This is a genomic window from Psychrobacter sp. Choline-02u-9 (genome assembly GCF_002836505.1).
Taxonomy (GTDB): domain Bacteria; phylum Pseudomonadota; class Gammaproteobacteria; order Pseudomonadales; family Moraxellaceae; genus Psychrobacter.
Genome location: NZ_PJBF01000042.1, coordinates 80,652 through 97,477, shown reverse-complemented (window position 1 = coordinate 97,477; position 16,826 = coordinate 80,652). Strand labels below are relative to the sequence as shown.

The window sequence follows — 16,826 nt, the reverse complement described above, 5'->3', positions numbered from 1 at the left end:
AGTTTCTAATACTCGTACATCGATGTTGATATAGCTGTATTGCTATCTCAATACTTCGTACTGAAGTGATAGTTTTCATGTTTAATTTTGAATTGACGTCTTTAACGAGTTTTTTCTGGATAGGTCGGCTCAAATAGTCCAAGCGACATAGCTTTTTTGACCGTACCCATAATGTCACTATTGACGATATCAAATAAGGTATCTAATTCATCGATGACATAGTAGATCGGCTGTATCTGATCGATACGATAAGGCGTCCGCAACACATCGAGCAAATCAAACGCTCGGTGCTCAGGTTGAGACTGAGGTTGAGATTGCGGCTTATTTTGAGCGATTGGAAGCTCTTGCGGCGTCCGATCAAGTGCGTAGATCGTTTCAAAAGGTGAGCTTAATATACCGCCGCCATAAATTCTACGATCTTCCACGCGGCTGCCTACTAATCCAAACTCGATGGTAAACCAATAAAGCCTTGCTAAAAACCAGCGCTCCTCTTTGGTTGCACTAAGACCAAGCTTACCATACGTCTCATTAAAGGCTGCAAACGCAGGATGGGTCAATAGCGGACAATGCCCAACGATTTCGTGAAAGATATCAGGCTCTTCGATATAGTCCATATCATCGAATCGACGAATAAACGTCGCCACAGGAAAGGACTTATTGGCGAGCAGTTTGAAAAATTTACCAAAGCTAATTAATGCAGGCACAGCAGCCGTTTGCCAACCTGTGGTCGCTTGTAATACCTCATCGATATCATGCAGCTGCGGGATATGCGTCGTCGGTAAATTTAACTTAGTCAAACCATCTAGATATGCAGTACAAGCACGATTAGGCGTTTGCTCTGCTTGACGTGCCAGCAACGCTTGCCACATCGCATGCTCATCATCACTATAGTGAATATGACCATTGCTATCTGGCTGGTGTGAGATATAGGGCTGTTTTTTATTTGTCGCGTTAGAATGACTGGACGCATCGTCGCTTTGCTTATTAGTCGCAACGCTATTGGTACCGATGGCAGTATTAAGAGAATCTATCTGTGATAGGCGTTCCATGCCTGTATTCCTTTTATCGCAATGAGAGCATTACCTTTGCAGTATGCTTTTAGGTAATACTCCTATTAAGGACAACACAAACTCCTTTTGTCTTGTCCATTGATTAAACGTGGCCCGAGCATTAGACAATATTATAGGGTTTCAGTCTCTGGCTGACCGACTGTGCCGCGACGTACTTGGTCACGCTCTATCGATTCAAACAACGCTTTAAAGTTGCCTTCACCAAAGCCATCTGCATAATCGCCTTTACGTTGAATAAACTCAAAGAACACTGGGCTACCTAAGATGGTTTCCGAGAAAATCTGTAGTAATAGACGCGGTGCGCCGCCTTCTGTTGTACCGTCTAACAAGATACCGCGCGTTTGCAAGTCAGCGACATTTTCACCATGGTTCGGTAAACGCTCGCTCAGCATTTCATAATAAGCGGCATTTGGTGCGGTCATCAGCGGAATACCAGCTGCTTTTAGCTTATCAATACTGGCAAACAAGTCATCACTGGCTAAAGCAATATGCTGAATACCTTCGCCATTGAAGTGCATTAGATACTCTTCGATTTGGCCACCGCCCTGCTTGGCTTCTTCATTCAGTGGAATACGGATTTTTCCATCCGGTGCTGTCATGGCTTTACTGGTTAGTCCCGTGTACTCACCTTTGATATCAAAGTAGCGAATCTCGCGGAAATTAAAGATACGCTCATAGAATTTTGCCCAGTATGCCATGCGTCCACGATAGACGTTGTGCGTTAGATGGTCGATAACTTTGAAGCCATAGCCGACAGGGTTTCTGTCGATATCTGCAAAGAACTCAAAGTCGACATCATAGATAGATTCGCCGTCTTTATAACGGTCAATCAAATAGATTAATGATCCGCCAATGCCTTTGATAGCAGGCAATCTAAGCTCCATCACCCCAGTTGGCACATCTACTGGCTGCGCACCCATTTCCACCGCAAGCTCATATGCTTTTTTGGCATCTTTTACCCGAAAGCCCATGCTACAAGCACCAGCACCATGCTCTTCAACGAAGTAACTGGATTGGCTTTTTGGCTCACGGTTTAAGATAAGGTTGATATCACCTTGGCGATATAGAGCAACGTCTTTTGAACGGTGATTGGCGACATGGGCAAAACCAAGCTGCTTAAACAATGCGTCGACTGCATCAGGCTGCGGAGAAGCAAACTCGACAAAATCAAATCCATTTAGTCCCATTGGGTTGTCAAATAAATCTGCCATTGTAATTATCCTTAATTTCAATTGGTAATAGAAAATCGATGAGTGGTAAAAGTCGATTATTAGTAAAAGTCTATAAAACGATTAATAATCAATCTTTATTGTTGACGTTGTATTTATATTAGATTAGCTTTATTTATAAGACTAATTGTTTTTTATGATTTATTTATCAGGTTTACTTATGAATATCAGCATTCGCCAATTGACCGCATTTATCAAAGTCGCTGACAACGGCAGTTTTACTCGTGCCAGCGAACAGATGTATTTGACCCAATCTGCCGTCAGTGGATTGATTAAGGAATTAGAGACTGGCCTAGGTATCGTGTTGTTTGATCGCACCACTCGCCAGTTATCTTTGTCAGCAGTCGGACGGCATCTACTACCGCAAGCGCGGCGTATCTTGAATGAGATGCAGCTGTTTGAAAATGAAGCGAGTAGCTTGACCAGCTTGGCCCAAGGTCAAGTGCGCTTGGCGGTATCACAGTTTGCAGCGTCTTCCCTACCTGCTGTCATCGCTCAATTTGCCAAAGAATATCCAAATATCGGTGTCTCGCTATTGGACTGTTCAGCCGAGAATTTGCTTAAGCATATCCAAGATATCGAAGTCGATTTAGGCGTTGGTACTGAGCTTGGTTTTATAGAAACTGAAGATGATATCAGGGCTGACTTGTTATATCAGCTACCATTTTGTGTGGTTATGCCAGACAGCCATCCGTTAGCAAAAAGAGACGAAATTACTTGGCAAGATTTATTAGAAACGCCGCTGATTACCTTACAAGGTCCGTTCCTTGAGCAAGTAACCGCAGAGCTCGATGATTCTATCTCCGCTCACGTTCAACAGGCCCGCTACAAGGTGAACTTTATGTCCACTGCGCTTGAGATGACGCGGCAAGGCTTTGGTATCACGCTGTGTCTGCCCTATATGCCTGAAGTTATTGATTGGGTCAGTGCTAATGGTCTGCTGATGCGACCACTCACTCAACCAGTCAAAATGCGGCAATTCTTTATCTATCAACGTGCTTCACGTGCGCTCTCTCCGGCGACCATTGCTTTTAAGCAGTTCTTGCAAACCTATTTTGCGACTCATTATAACGACCTACATCACTCTGAATCATCGTCTAGCGAATGACGTATAGCATGTCAAATGCGCTTGATAGATGGATAAACAATCTATTTGGCTATTTATTTTATTAATTGCCTCATATAACCCACTCTCGTGTTGAGTTCAGCCGCGATTTGCTCTATGATTTTCGGCTGCTCGATTTATATTTTTATAAGGAAATGGCATGTTTGAACGTATCGATTATTACGCTGGTGATCCAATCTTAGGTCTTATGGAAAAATACTCAGCAGATAGCAATCCTAACAAGGTCAATTTAGGTATTGGTATTTATTATGATGAGAATGGCGTATTGCCTGTACTCGACTGTGTAAAAACAGCCGAAGAGCGTATTGCTGATCCTATCGCACCGCGTCCATACCTGCCAATGGCAGGCCTGCCAGGTCACCGTAAAGGCTGTCAGGAATTACTATTTGGTAAAGACGCCCAGATTTTAAAGGACGGCTTGGTCGCTACTATCGCTACAATCGGTGGTTCTGGCGCGTTGAAAGTTGGTGCTGAATTTATCCACACATGGTTCCCACAAGCCAAATGCTATGTGAGCGATCCGACATGGGGCAACCATATCGCTATCTTTGAAGGCTCTGATGTAGAAGTGGGTAAATACCCGTACTACGACAAAGCCAACAGCAGCATCAAATTTGATGAAATGATTGCGTTTTTTGAAACATTAAACAAAAATGACGTCATTTTGCTACACCCATGCTGCCATAACCCAACCGGTATGGATTTGACTCAAGCGCAATGGGATACTGTACTCAACGTCGTGAAGGCGCGTGAGCTGATTCCATTCATGGACATCGCTTATCAAGGGTTTGGCGAAGACATGGACAGCGACGCTTACGCTATTCGTAAAGCGGTTGAGATGGGCTTGCCATTGTTTGTTAGCAACTCATTCTCTAAAAACTTGTCGCTATACGGTGAGCGTGTCGGTGGCCTATCAGTCGTCTGCCCAACCGTAGACGAAACCGAGCGCGTATTCGGTCAGCTAAATGCGACCGTACGCCGTATCTACTCAAGCCCGCCATCACATGGTGGACGTGTGGTCGATATCGTTATGAACGATGAAACACTACATGAGCAGTGGGTTGGCGAAGTTTATGCGATGCGCGACCGTATCAAAGCGATGCGCCTAAAGCTAAAATCGGTATTAGAAGCTAAAATCCCTAACCGTAACTTTGATTACATCACTCGTCAAAATGGTATGTTTAGCTTTACTGGTCTCACGCCTGAGCAAGTCGAGCGTTTACAGATTGAGTTTGGGATCTATATGGTATCTAACTCACGTATGTGTGTGGCTGGCCTAAATACTAGTAACATCGACTATGTGGCTAATGCCATGGCAGACGTCTTAAAAGACTAATTAGTCCAAGTTACTTAACATATTACTCAATATATAACTTTATAAAAAATAAACATAGATAAGAAAGGCTGAGCGATTGCGCGGCCTTTTTTTGCGCCTAGCATTTAATCAAAACCATCTAGTCAGAACCGTTTAGCTAAAACCCTTTAGTCAAACAACGGCAACAACTTTTCAAAGCAGCCTTTTCACAAAAGACGTTGCAGAAAAAACTTGCAATCCATATATCAATAAATTACATTATACGTAAGTGATTAATTATAACGTAATTCGTAATTTATATTAGCAAGGAGCAAATCATGTCAACGACTGACAGCACCCTCACCTCTTTTATTGATATCGCTGCTGACTCTGACTTTTCTATTCACAATCTCCCTTATGGCATCTTTAGTGAAACCAAAGACGCTGCTAGTGATAGCAAGCGCCGTGCAGGCGTTGCCATCGGTGAGCATGTACTGGATCTATCTGTACTCGAAGCCGAAGGATTATTAAGTTTGAACGGTGGTCCGTATTTTGACCAGTCCACTCTAAATGCTTTTATTGATTCTGGTCGAGACAATTGGACGCAAGCACGTACGACGATTCAGACACTGCTGTCTAGCGACAATGACACCCTACGTGACAATGCAGACTTACAGAACAAAGTCCTGTTTAAGCAAGCAGACGTCACCATGCATTTGCCAGTGCAAGTACCGGGCTTTACCGATTTTTACTCATCGAAAGAGCACGCGACCAACGTCGGCACCATGTTCCGCGATCCAAACAACGCCCTGCTACCTAATTGGACCGAAATGCCTGTCGGCTATAACGGACGCGCCAGCACCGTCATCGTCAGTGGAACTGATATCGTGCGTCCATCCGGTCAGCTAAAGCCTAGCCCTGACGACCGCCCTATCTTCTCTGCCTGTAAGCGCTTGGATTTTGAGCTAGAGACCGCATTTGTCGTTGGTAAAGGCAATCATATCGGTCAGCCAATCGCCGTAGATGATGCCGCTGATCATATTTTTGGCATTGTGTTGCTCAATGACTGGTCAGCACGAGATATCCAAAAATGGGAATACGTGCCTTTAGGTCCATTTAATGCTAAGACCTTTGCCTCCGAGGTTTCTCCTTGGATTGTCACCATGGATGCGTTGGCTCCGTTCAAAACAGCTTGTCCAACACAAGAACCCAAGCCACTCGCTTATTTAAATGAAAAATCGAGCGACAACAGCTTTGACATCAATCTATCGGTTGAATTACTACCTAAAAATGCGGAAACAGCGACCATCATTTGTGAGACCAACTTCAAATACATGTATTGGTCAATGGCACAGCAGCTTACCCACCACACCATCACTGGCTGCAAAGTTGAAGTCGGTGACATGATGGGTTCAGGCACGATTTCAGGACCAACGCCTGATTCTTATGGCTCGATGCTAGAGATTGCTTGGAATGCTACCAAACCAGTCACGCTTGAAGGTGGCGAAACACGCAGCTTTATCGAAGATGGTGACACAGTCATTATGAAAGGCTATAGCGAAAAAGACGGCATCCGTGTTGGCTTTGGTGAAGTACGCGGCAAGGTATTACCAGCACTGAGCTTTGATTTTGATAAATAGTATTTAAGAAATAACATAGATAGAGAAATAGCAAAATAGGCGTGAAAACTCTCATGCAGGCTGATAGGAAGACAAATGCATTCACCTACTCATCGTTATGTGAATACAGCCAAATGAGTGACGCGCCTTATCAAAAGGAGTTTGATATGAGCTTTCAAATTGAGAAAATCCATCATGTGGCTTATCGCTGCAAAGATGCCAAAGAAACCGTCGAATGGTATAAAAAGAATCTAAATATGGATTTTATTCTGGCATTCGCAGAAGATCATGTGCCTTCGACCAAAGCCTTTGACCCTTATATGCACGTCTTTTTGGACGCTGGTAATGGAAATGTCTTAGCGTTTTTTGAAGTACCCAATCAACCTGAGATGGGCTTTGATCCTAATACCCCAAGCTGGGTGCAGCATTTGGCGCTAAAGGTTAAGGACCGTGACGAGCTTATTGTTGCCAAAGAGCATTTAGAAAATGCAGGCATTGATGTCATTGGCGTGACCAATCACGGTATATTCCACTCGATTTACTTCTTTGATCCCAACGGTCATCGTCTAGAGCTGACCTATGACGATCCAACTTCAGAAGACAAAGTATCGATGATTACAGATGCCATTAAGCAAGACATGTTAGATGAATGGTCTCGTACCAAACGCGCACCAGCACACACGCAGTTTTTGCATAGTGATGAGTTGGCTGAAGCACGCGAGGCTGCTCCTGTCGGCGAGTAACTCTCCTGTCATTCTGTTTACTACCTTTTTACATGATCAGTTAATCATCACTTTAATCATAGAAGTGCTAATTGACGACATACCCTAGGTATCAATAAATAGCGAACCCTATCTAACCATCATGAAAGGATTCTATGATGAAAATAAGAACCCCTCTAGGAATACTCTTAGCCGCCTCAATTTCGATAACTGGCTGCTCCAATAACGACCAAGCAGCAGGCGCGTCTACAGATGCAGGTAAAGTGACAACGTTGCGGTTCTCGCATTTCATGACTGCCACTGACAATATAAATACCGAAGCGTTAGAGCCATGGGCAAAGAAAATTGAAGCAGATTCAAAAGGTCGCTTAAAGATTGAGATCTACCCTTCTGCAACGCTCAGCAAACCAGGTGCTACCTATGACGCTACGGCGAAAGGTAGTGTGGATATTGGTATGCAAGCGCAAGGATATACAGCAGGACGTTTTCCTTTAACGCAAATTGTAGAGTTGCCAGGTATCACAAATACCGCACAGCAGCAGAGCTGTATACTTCATAAGCTATATGATGATGGTGTCATTAAAGATGAGTATGAAGACACGCATTTGCTCGCTTTGATAGGGACTGGACAAGGCGCGCTTCATACGGTTGATAAGCCGATTCGCACGCCAGCTGATATGAAAGGTCTCCGTATTCGCCAACCTTCTGCGGTTGCTAGCCACATTATCGAAGCCACTGGTGCTGCACCTGTTGGCATGCCTGCCAGTGATACCTATACCTCTCTGCAGCGCGGTGTCATTGAGGGGCTCAGCTTTACTTGGCAACCCATTCAAGCGTTTCGCCTTGATGAGCTGATCAATACGCACACCAACATTCCTTTTTATAATTCCACCTTTGTGATTAGCATGAACAAAGAGAAATACAACAGCTTGCCTGATGACCTCAAAAAAGTGATTGATGATAATTCTGGCGCAGAGCTGGCAGCGCATATCTCTAAAGTATTTGACGTCAGCAATGCCAAAGCAATGGCCGCTGCCAAAGAAAAAGGCGATATTATGATTGATATTCCTGATCCACTCAACGACCCAGATTGGAGAGGCCCATTAATGGAGGGCTCTCAGCATTACCTAGATGAAGTAAATGCAACTGGTCTAGACGCTGATAACGTATACGAAAAAGCAAAAGCGGCCAGTAGCGCCTGTATGGTTTAAAGGATGAATTGAAGGCACGCCCTAGCTTATAGCACCACATACTGACTAGGCAATTTGATAACGCTGTGCTATCGCCAGTATTTGCTTAACCACGTTATGTTGCTCGCTCATCGGTAACTGCTCTGTTGTTCCAATGATAGTGATAGCATATTCTAGCGGTAAATCTTCACTATCAGTTTTTTCACTACTCGTGGATGGTTTAGTAGCACTATTGGCAAGCTGTGGCAATATAACAGGAATCGTAATGGCGTTAATCCCCATAAGCATATCGCCCGTCACTGTCGCATAGCCTTGAGTACGAATTTTGGCCTGTAGCTGGGTAAAGTGCTGCCACTTCTCGGCCATATCTGCGGCGGTATTACTCGTATGCCATTCAGCTGTGACCAATGGCTGAATGACGGCATCAGGTTGATAACTGGCAAATAACTGCCCTGTGGCCGATGTCGTCAGAGGCATACGTGAGCCGATGCGAGTAATGATACTAATCGGACTGTCTGGCTCAACGGACTGAATAATAATAGGGCCTTCGCTAAACCATTTGGCAATTTGCACACCGCAATTTAAGGTGTCTTTGATTTCATCAGCCACTTGCGTGAGACGTGCCAAAAGATTGTTTTGGTTGAGTCCAGTATGTCCTAGTGATGCCAATGCATTGACTCTATCGCCAAGCCCATAGCGCCCATCATCAAGCTTACGCGCGTAGTTTTTGCGGATGAGGCTGACCAAGTAACGATGGGATTTTGCTGGATGCATTTGCATGGCTTCAGCGATATCTTTTAACATCATAGGCTCATTGCGGTCGATCAGCACATCGAGTATCGACAGCCCAATCTCAAGCGACTGAACCCCACTTTGGTTTTTACTGCTGATAGAACTGTCTACAAGGGTTTTGTCTGCTGGCATGATTTGCTCGATTCTGGTGTGCTTGGTTATTTTTAATGATGGTTTGCTTGTTAGTGGTTTGTTCAATAAGGGTTTACCCGATCAAATATCACTAAGATACAGCCCCTACTTCATAATATTTATCTTTATAAAAACACATCAATATAAGGACATGAATCATGATGACACTTTATGGCTACTTTCGTAGTAGCACGTCTTACCGTACTCGTATCGCTATGAACCTAAAAGGCTTAGATTACGATGATATCACGATCAATCTGGCACAGGATGAACAGTTAGAATATGCTTTCAAAGCGATTAATCCGCAAGGACTGGTGCCTGTCCTACAAGCTGACGATTTATTATTATATCAAAGTCCAGCTATCTTGGAGTGGTTAGAAGAGGTCTACCCTGAGCATCCATTATTACCTAACGATGCTGCTGGACGTATGCAGGTACGCGCGCTGAGCGCCATGATTGGTTGCGACATCCACCCAATTAATAATCGCCGCATTTTACAGTACCTACGCAATGAGCTGTCAGTAGACGAGAAAGATGTGATTGCATGGTGCAATCGCTGGATCAGTGAAGGTTTTGCCGCTTTAGAGACACGTTTGGCAGCGGATAACAATCGCGGACAGTTCTGCTATGGGGACAGTCCTACTCTCGCAGATTGTTATTTGATTCCGCAAGTCTCTTCTGCTCGCCGCTTCAAAGTAGATTTGAGCGCTTATCCCAATATCGTCGCCATTGATACTCATTGCCGTACACTAAAGGCATTTGCAGATGCCGATCCTATGATGCAGCCTGATGCGCCGAAACGTGATGCCTAATTTAAGATAGTTTTTATAGGATACCTATCTTTATAGAATATTTATCTTCTCGGCCAAATATTAAGTGACTTAGAATTAACACTTAGTATTTGGTCTAGCTTCGTTCTTCAATATTCTTTACCCCTACCTATCTTTACAGCTTAATTCCTAGCTTAATTGCTGAATTTTGTCTCATTGACTATTATTTATTCAATTTTTACAATATAATTTTTAATATATTCATATTAACGGTTGTATGGTGGGCAGCTGTTGGTTATTCTTTATATAAGCATTTGTCATCGCTCAAATTTGTACTTTATCAGCTGTAGAAAAAAGTACTGTCTTATTCATCAAGATAAGGTTGCACAATATGAATGATATATCCTCAGCAGAGATAACCACCCTACCATCGAATGCAGCAAACAAGATTTATGCATCAGCAATCATGTTCAGAGATGAAACAGAAAGCGCTAGAAAAATTGCACCCGTGGTAGTCAATAAACTTTCAGAATTTGCATTATTTAGAATGGGGCTGCCTAAATCGTTAGGAGGATGGGCAGGAAACCCAATAGAAACGCTAAAAACTTATGAGACGTTGGCCAGTGCTGAAGCCTCCGTTGCTTGGATTGTTTGGAACAACCATTTGGCCTGTACATTCGGTCGATTTTTGGATGAATCCAGCATGAAAGAAGTATACAGCGACCCCTCTCATATTTATGCCAATTCCGCACGTCCTGAAGGCGTGGCACAAACAGTAGATAATGGCTATATGGTATCAGGACAATGGACACTCGTCTCTGGATGCCAATTGGCTGACTGGTTTGTGCTCCGTTGTCTCGTTATCTCCGAAGGCTCTCCTACGACCCTTGGCCCAGGTGCAAACTTAAAGCTATTTTTTATTCCCAAGAAAGATGTAAAAATCATTGATACGTGGGATGTGGGCGGCCTAAATGGCACAGGTAGCCACGATATCGTTGTTAAAGACGCTTTTGTCAAAGAGGCTTATGCAGTTGACTTTGATAGTCCTGTGGCTGTCGATACTGCCTACAGTCGACTGCCTATTGGTTGTATCAATGCTGCTGGCTGTGCAGCTATGGCGCTAGGCGTATTAAAAGCCGCTATGGATGACTTAGTTGATATGTGCCTTGAGAGAGTAACGCCTGGTAAGAGTCCAGATCTACGCGACCGTGCAACGGTACAAGCTACCATTGCTAAGAGCAAAACAATACTGGCATCAAAACGCGCCCAACTGCATCATAGTGTCGAGGTACTATGGGAAGAGGCACAGCAGCAGAACACCTTTACTGATATACAGCTTGCAGATGTATGGGCAGCGTCTTGTGAAGGCGCAAGAGAAGCTCGTGACATGGTATCTGAAATTTACGCAGTCGCAGGCACAGCCTCCCTATATAAAAAGCATAAGATAGAAAGGGCGCATAGAGATATTCATGCGATTTTGCAGCATGGCATTATTCAACCTCACTGGATGAATCAAGCAGGTATGGCCTATGTTGGACTGAAACCGAATGGTGCAATGTTCAGAATATAGAAGCCCTTAATTATAAATAATAAGCGCTTGTGAGACACAATTTACAAGCGCTTATTTTGATTCATCGACATTATTGCTGCATCAATTGTTTATCTTTAAGCCGTAAAAAAGCAAAACATTAGATGTCTTGCTTTTTTATAGTCTACCGATAGCTACAATTGAGAGGTTTTGTTAGTCAAAATGGAAACCTGCACCCACTGCGCCGCCTACGTTTCCTTGAGTATCTGCCGAACCATTTACCTTAATGACCCAGCGACCGTCGTTAGATAATTTAGAGAAACCAATTGCTACAGCACTTTCTCCGTTATAGGTACCGACACCGCCACCAATCAGTGACTTACCTGCGATATAAGCCTGAGGCATTGCCGACATTGCCATCGCGGCTGAAATACCTGCGTTTGCATCGTCTTCTACTTCGTCGATTTTGTAGCCAAGATCGCTCATATTATTATTGAGTCGACTATCAAGCGCGCTAAGCTGACTATAGTTGACGGCGTCTGTCGCTTCGACACCATCGGCGACACCAGTCATACGTTGGTTACCAGCATATAGACCTTGAGACGTCATACTTGGCCCATCTTGCATACTGATGCCCTCACTATTGATAATCGTTGTCCCAACTGTGACACTATCAACGCTGATATTACCGTTTAGATCAAACTTAATACTACTGCCATCTGCTGTGGTGGTGATGTTATTGCCACCAGTAAAGCTTAGGACACTATCATCGCCAATTGGTTTGTTGATATTGGCACCACTGTCTGCGCCAAAATTGAGTCCAGCATTTAGCTTATCCGTATTGGTTCTGATATTCGTGGTATTGGTCGTGATATTGCTGATATTCGTAGCAATATTTGTCGTATTGGTCGCGATATTGGTTGTATTAGTGGTAATGCTCTCTGTGTTAATTTGCACATTTTCACTAATTTCAATCGTGCCTTGTCTGATAGAAGCAATCGCACCATCAATATTGCTTTCACCCGTTCCACCAATGTCGCTGTTGGTGAAAGTACCATCTTCGGCATTGTAAACAATGTCACCACCGATAATACTGCTGATACCAGTTCCTTGGGCATAAAGCTGACCACCATTTATAGCGTCCTGACTTGTCGCCGAAACTTCCCCATTTTGAACGTTGGTAATTTTGGTATCAGCGGCATCAATACCACTTTTTGTGATGCTTGGGCCACCTGCAATGGTCAGTCCATCGTCATTCATGACCGTACCACCAGTGGTTACGCTATTCAAAGTAATATCTGGGTTCAAATCAAAGCTAATGTCATTAGCATTGGTAGGGATGGCTACAGCTTGTAGTGATGGACTACTATCGAAAGCAGCGACATCACTCACTGATTTCCTAGATACCTTGATATTACCGTCTTTACTACTGAGGTCGACGGCATCTCCTTGTTTTACCATCGTAGCGATATCACCTTGAGCGGTGATGCCCCAACCTTGATCCAAGGCAATGGCGACATCTTTTAACTGCCCAACATTGACAGCATCCGTATTTAGCACACCTTCCCCAACGTTGCGAATGGTGTTGCCTCCATTATCTAGACCACGACTACTCAATGAGACCTGCGAAACCATTCTATTCACGCCATTTCCAACGAAGGTAAAGCCTGCATCACTCATGATGCTATTGCCTATCTGTATACTGCCATCATCTCCGAGGTCTAACTGATTATTCAGTTTCACTTGGACGCCAGTCGCAGAAGCGACAGTAGTCAGATTGTTATCTCCTGTGACATTGATGGTATCGCCTAATGCAAATTGCTGATCATTGGCACTATTGCCGTCACCAATTTTGATGCCTTTAGCGATTTCATCATTAGTCATAGTGAGCTGTGCAAAGTTTACGGCATCGGTTGGGGCAATTCCCTTATCAACTTTGATAATTCTATTATTACCATTATCAAGACCTTCGTTGCTTAACGTAATGGTCTGATTAGGACCATCAGTGATGGTGACGCCTGCATTGTTAAGTACCGTGCTTTCCATTCTCACGCTACCGTTTTTACCAAGCATGACATCTTCAGCCAATCTAACATTTAGATTGCCCTCTTCATCAGCGATCACACCGATATTGTTCTCAGTTAACTCTGTCGCGCCTCCTTGGAGTGTCAACGTTTGACCCAACTTGCGATTGACGACAACGGTTGTATCATCTCCTGTGAAGTTCAGTCCTAGGTCCACTGTATTGTTGGTTGCATTTAATTGTCTAACATTGACGGCATCTGTATCTCCCTGACCATCATCTACATTGATGATTCTATTACCGCCATTATCAAGACCTTCACTACTCACACGAACTGTACTATTAGCAAAGCTGGCACTCGTGAAAGTGACATCCTCTTTTGTAGCGATTTTAATACCACCATCCTCAGCAGTGAGAACAATGTTATCTCCTGTTAGGAAATTAGCCGTATTGTCCGTTTGGTTAAGCGTTTTGACATCAACGCCATCTATTTGAGCAACAATGGTCTGCATGGCACTGTCCGCTTTTACCAGACTGGCTTTGCTATCAGCACTTAAATCAACAGCATAATCGGTCGTGTTAGTCGTCTCGTCTTTTTCACCTGCTGTTACTGTGACAGCATCAGAGCCTGCTGAAGCAGTCACACCATCCGCATTAACGGTATAGACATCTTGACCGTTACCACCTGTAGACTTTACAACGTCAGCCACGTTAGTACCTGCAGCGACCTCTGTTTTAGCGGCAGCGGAGGCACTATTGAGCTGACTGACATTGACAGCATCATTTGGGTCTTCACCGTTATCAACATTGACAACCCTTCTATTACCAGCGTTGATACCACCAGATCTTGTTACGCTTGGACCACCGATAATTGTTAAACCATCCATGGTTAGAACAGTACTAGGAATACCTAGTGGACCATTCACAAATACTCCTAAGCCATTAACTGATGTACTAGCCAGTGCATTACCCGTTCTAACACCTAAGCCATCAACGGTAGTACTAGATAATACGTTACCTGTTTTGAGGCCAGAGCGATCAAGTGTCGTTGTATTACCAAGACCGAATGGAGAGCTCGAACCCATTCTTACACTACCGTTATTACCTAGGTCTAAGTTGTTGTTGAGTTCGAACGAGACATCATTGTTGTTTGCTGTTTTGGAGACAGTGATGTTGCTGTTTTTACTATTGAAGTCAACTGATTCGCCAGGTTCTACCGTACTTGCGGTAGCACTATCACCTTGTGCACTAATATCCCAACCTCTATTAGCAGTTTCTGTAACCACTTTTAGCTGAGATACGTTCACTGCATCCGTATCTGCTGAACCACCTGCAACGTTAATGATACGACGTTCGCTTTCAACAGCGCCTACTGAGACGGTGCCGTTATTGGCATCAGCAGCAACGTTGGTTAAGAAAGATGCGCCGCTTTGTACCGCCCCAATAGAGTTTTGACCTAAAGCCACGCTGTTTAGAGCATTTGCACTAGCACCTTTACCGAGTGCTACACCGCCTTGCGCTTTAGCTTGTGCATCAAGACCAATTGCAATGGTGTCTTGAGCCATGGCTTTTGCTTGATAGCCTATCGCAACCGCACGACTTGCAGTTCCGTTTGTGGCTCGTTGACCTATCGCCACTGAATTAACCCCTGCTTTTGCATCTTGACCACCAGCAAAGCCGTTGAATGAAGACCTTGCGCCTTCACCAATGACTGTTGCGTTTGCGTTTGCAAATGCGTTCTCTCCAACCACGGTAGAGTTATTACCGTTTGCATTGGCATTCGAGCCAACGGCAAGAGCGTCAGTACCTGTTACTGACGTGGTGTATGGCTGTGCACTGCTAGAACGAATCGGGAAATCAATGCCAGCAACGATAGTATCTAACGCTTTTAATTGAGATACGTTTACTGCATCACTGTTTTGAGTACCTGCTGCGACATTAACAATTTGGCGAGTACCATTAGTAGAGCTACCAACAGAAACTGCACCAAGATCTGTACTATTAGTTGCTGTAATAACTGCTTTGTCTATGACACTAGCACTTGATGGAGCAAACCCAAGCGCACCACCTGCAACGTTAGCTACAGATTGTGATCCTAGCGCCACGCCATCTTGAGTATTAGACTGAGCGCCAGCACCCAGTGCCAAGGCCCCTTTTTCAGTAGCAGAGGCAGCCACACCGAACGCTGATGACGCGGTTGCAGCAGCATTCGCATGCGTACCTATTGCAGTTGCAAGATGACCCGCCGTACGAGCTTTGACACCAATTGCTATGGAAGCTGCCCCGCCCGATTCAGTATTTCCTGTATATGGGTCGCTTGCATCCAGTAGATCTCGACCCGCATATTCATTAAAAGCCGTATTGACTGTACCACTGTTTAGATCAGTGCTAGTGATACTACCGTCGATATTGTATATTGATGCTAAGTTTAGGTCATCGCCACCGATGGCAATAGAAGAGCCGCCTCTTGAAACGACATTCGCACCAATAGCAATAGACTGCTCGCCACTTGCCAACGTTTGCTGTCCAGATTCCGAGCTACCAATAGCAATAGTTTGACTGCCTGTTGCCTTTGCATTGCCACCCATGGCCATAGCGTTATAACCTGTTGCGCCATCGTTGTTGGCATTGCCAATAGCTTCAGAGTCAACACTATAATATTTAGTCTTGTTATCCTTGACTATATTAACTAGCCTATATAGCTGCGAGCCATTAACTGCATCTTTACTCCCTGCCATCACAGCACCATTGGATACATTGGTGATTTTATTATTACCATTGTTTAAGCCACTACTGCTCAAAGTGACACTATTGGCTGGATTTATGGCTGTAATCTTAATGCCAGAGTTATCGACTAAGGTATCACCCGTTTTGAGACTACCATCAGCCCCCAAGTCGACATTTTCATCGAGCTTTATCGTTAGCGACTTATCATGTCTATTGGCAGTCACGCTAATATTTTTGGTATTTGGATCACCAATGACCGTTTCTCCACCCTGCACCGTTAGTGTTTGATGAAGGAATGAATTGGTATGTATTCTAGGTGTTGGATCGTCTCCAACAAAGTAGGTACCCAATGCATTTGCCTGCATGCCAAAGCCAGCAGCTAGTAGCCCAAGCGCTATAGTGCTCAGACGTAACGTATGGATAACGGACAGGTTAGACGTTGTGTTGATGGTAGCGTTAGAGCTAACGCTAGATTTGGAAGATTTGCCACGTCCCTTCGCGTATTCACCAACAGCGGTAAAACAACTTAAGGCTTCATTCCAGATGACTTTATAGATACGGTTCATGATGCGTACTCCCTTACAGACTTGTCAGATTTAAAAAA

Annotated in this window: 11 protein-coding genes; 7 read left to right on the top strand and 4 right to left on the bottom strand. The window is 44.2% G+C overall.

The features are described 5' to 3' along the window. Nucleotides 1–101 precede the first annotated feature (101 nt). Nucleotides 102–1,049, bottom strand: a complete 948-nt coding sequence (phhA, locus tag CXF69_RS04020) for a phenylalanine 4-monooxygenase (protein ID WP_101204483.1) — start codon at nucleotides 1,047–1,049, stop codon at nucleotides 102–104. A gap of 131 nt (nucleotides 1,050–1,180) precedes the next feature. Next, nucleotides 1,181–2,281, bottom strand: coding sequence for a 4-hydroxyphenylpyruvate dioxygenase (hppD, locus tag CXF69_RS04015; protein WP_101204482.1), 1,101 nt, complete (start codon nucleotides 2,279–2,281; stop codon nucleotides 1,181–1,183). A 178-nt stretch (nucleotides 2,282–2,459) separates the two neighbouring features. Between hppD and CXF69_RS04010 the strand changes: the two genes are divergently transcribed. The 5 genes from CXF69_RS04010 (at nucleotide 2,460) to CXF69_RS03990 (ending at nucleotide 8,271) form a co-directional block, all read left to right on the top strand. Beyond that, a complete protein-coding gene (locus tag CXF69_RS04010) occupies nucleotides 2,460–3,407 on the top strand; it encodes a LysR family transcriptional regulator (RefSeq protein ID WP_101204569.1) in 948 nt (315 codons plus the stop codon). Nucleotides 3,408–3,564: 157 nt separating this feature from the next. After that, the gene (locus CXF69_RS04005; protein ID WP_101204481.1) at nucleotides 3,565–4,761 is read left to right on the top strand and encodes an amino acid aminotransferase; all 1,197 of its coding nucleotides are present in this window, start codon (nucleotides 3,565–3,567) and stop codon (nucleotides 4,759–4,761) included. Nucleotides 4,762–5,057: 296 nt separating this feature from the next. After that, the gene (gene fahA, locus CXF69_RS04000; protein ID WP_101204480.1) at nucleotides 5,058–6,359 is read left to right on the top strand and encodes a fumarylacetoacetase; all 1,302 of its coding nucleotides are present in this window, start codon (nucleotides 5,058–5,060) and stop codon (nucleotides 6,357–6,359) included. Between the two features lie 146 nt (nucleotides 6,360–6,505). Further along, nucleotides 6,506–7,081, top strand: a complete 576-nt coding sequence (locus CXF69_RS03995; protein WP_101204479.1) for a VOC family protein — start codon at nucleotides 6,506–6,508, stop codon at nucleotides 7,079–7,081. Nucleotides 7,082–7,218: 137 nt separating this feature from the next. Next, entirely contained in the window at nucleotides 7,219–8,271 is a 1,053-nt protein-coding gene (locus tag CXF69_RS03990) for a TRAP transporter substrate-binding protein (RefSeq protein WP_101204478.1), read from the top strand. A 45-nt stretch (nucleotides 8,272–8,316) separates the two neighbouring features. Here the strand turns inward: CXF69_RS03990 and CXF69_RS03985 are convergent, their stop codons facing one another. Beyond that, nucleotides 8,317–9,174: an IclR family transcriptional regulator gene (locus tag CXF69_RS03985; RefSeq protein WP_101204477.1), complete on the bottom strand. Its 858-nt coding sequence runs from the start codon at nucleotides 9,172–9,174 to the stop codon at nucleotides 8,317–8,319. Nucleotides 9,175–9,335: 161 nt separating this feature from the next. Between CXF69_RS03985 and maiA the strand changes: the two genes are divergently transcribed. Next, nucleotides 9,336–9,986, top strand: a complete 651-nt coding sequence (gene maiA / locus CXF69_RS03980) for a maleylacetoacetate isomerase (protein WP_198551520.1) — start codon at nucleotides 9,336–9,338, stop codon at nucleotides 9,984–9,986. 349 nt (nucleotides 9,987–10,335) lie between these two features. After that, complete coding sequence (locus tag CXF69_RS03975) at nucleotides 10,336–11,514, top strand: acyl-CoA dehydrogenase family protein (RefSeq protein WP_101204475.1); 1,179 nt, start codon at nucleotides 10,336–10,338, stop codon at nucleotides 11,512–11,514. A 171-nt stretch (nucleotides 11,515–11,685) separates the two neighbouring features. On the opposite strand, the gene CXF69_RS03970 is transcribed toward CXF69_RS03975, so the two are convergent. Then, nucleotides 11,686–16,788: a YadA-like family protein gene (locus tag CXF69_RS03970; protein WP_101204474.1), complete on the bottom strand. Its 5,103-nt coding sequence runs from the start codon at nucleotides 16,786–16,788 to the stop codon at nucleotides 11,686–11,688. Nucleotides 16,789–16,826: the final 38 nt, after the last annotated feature.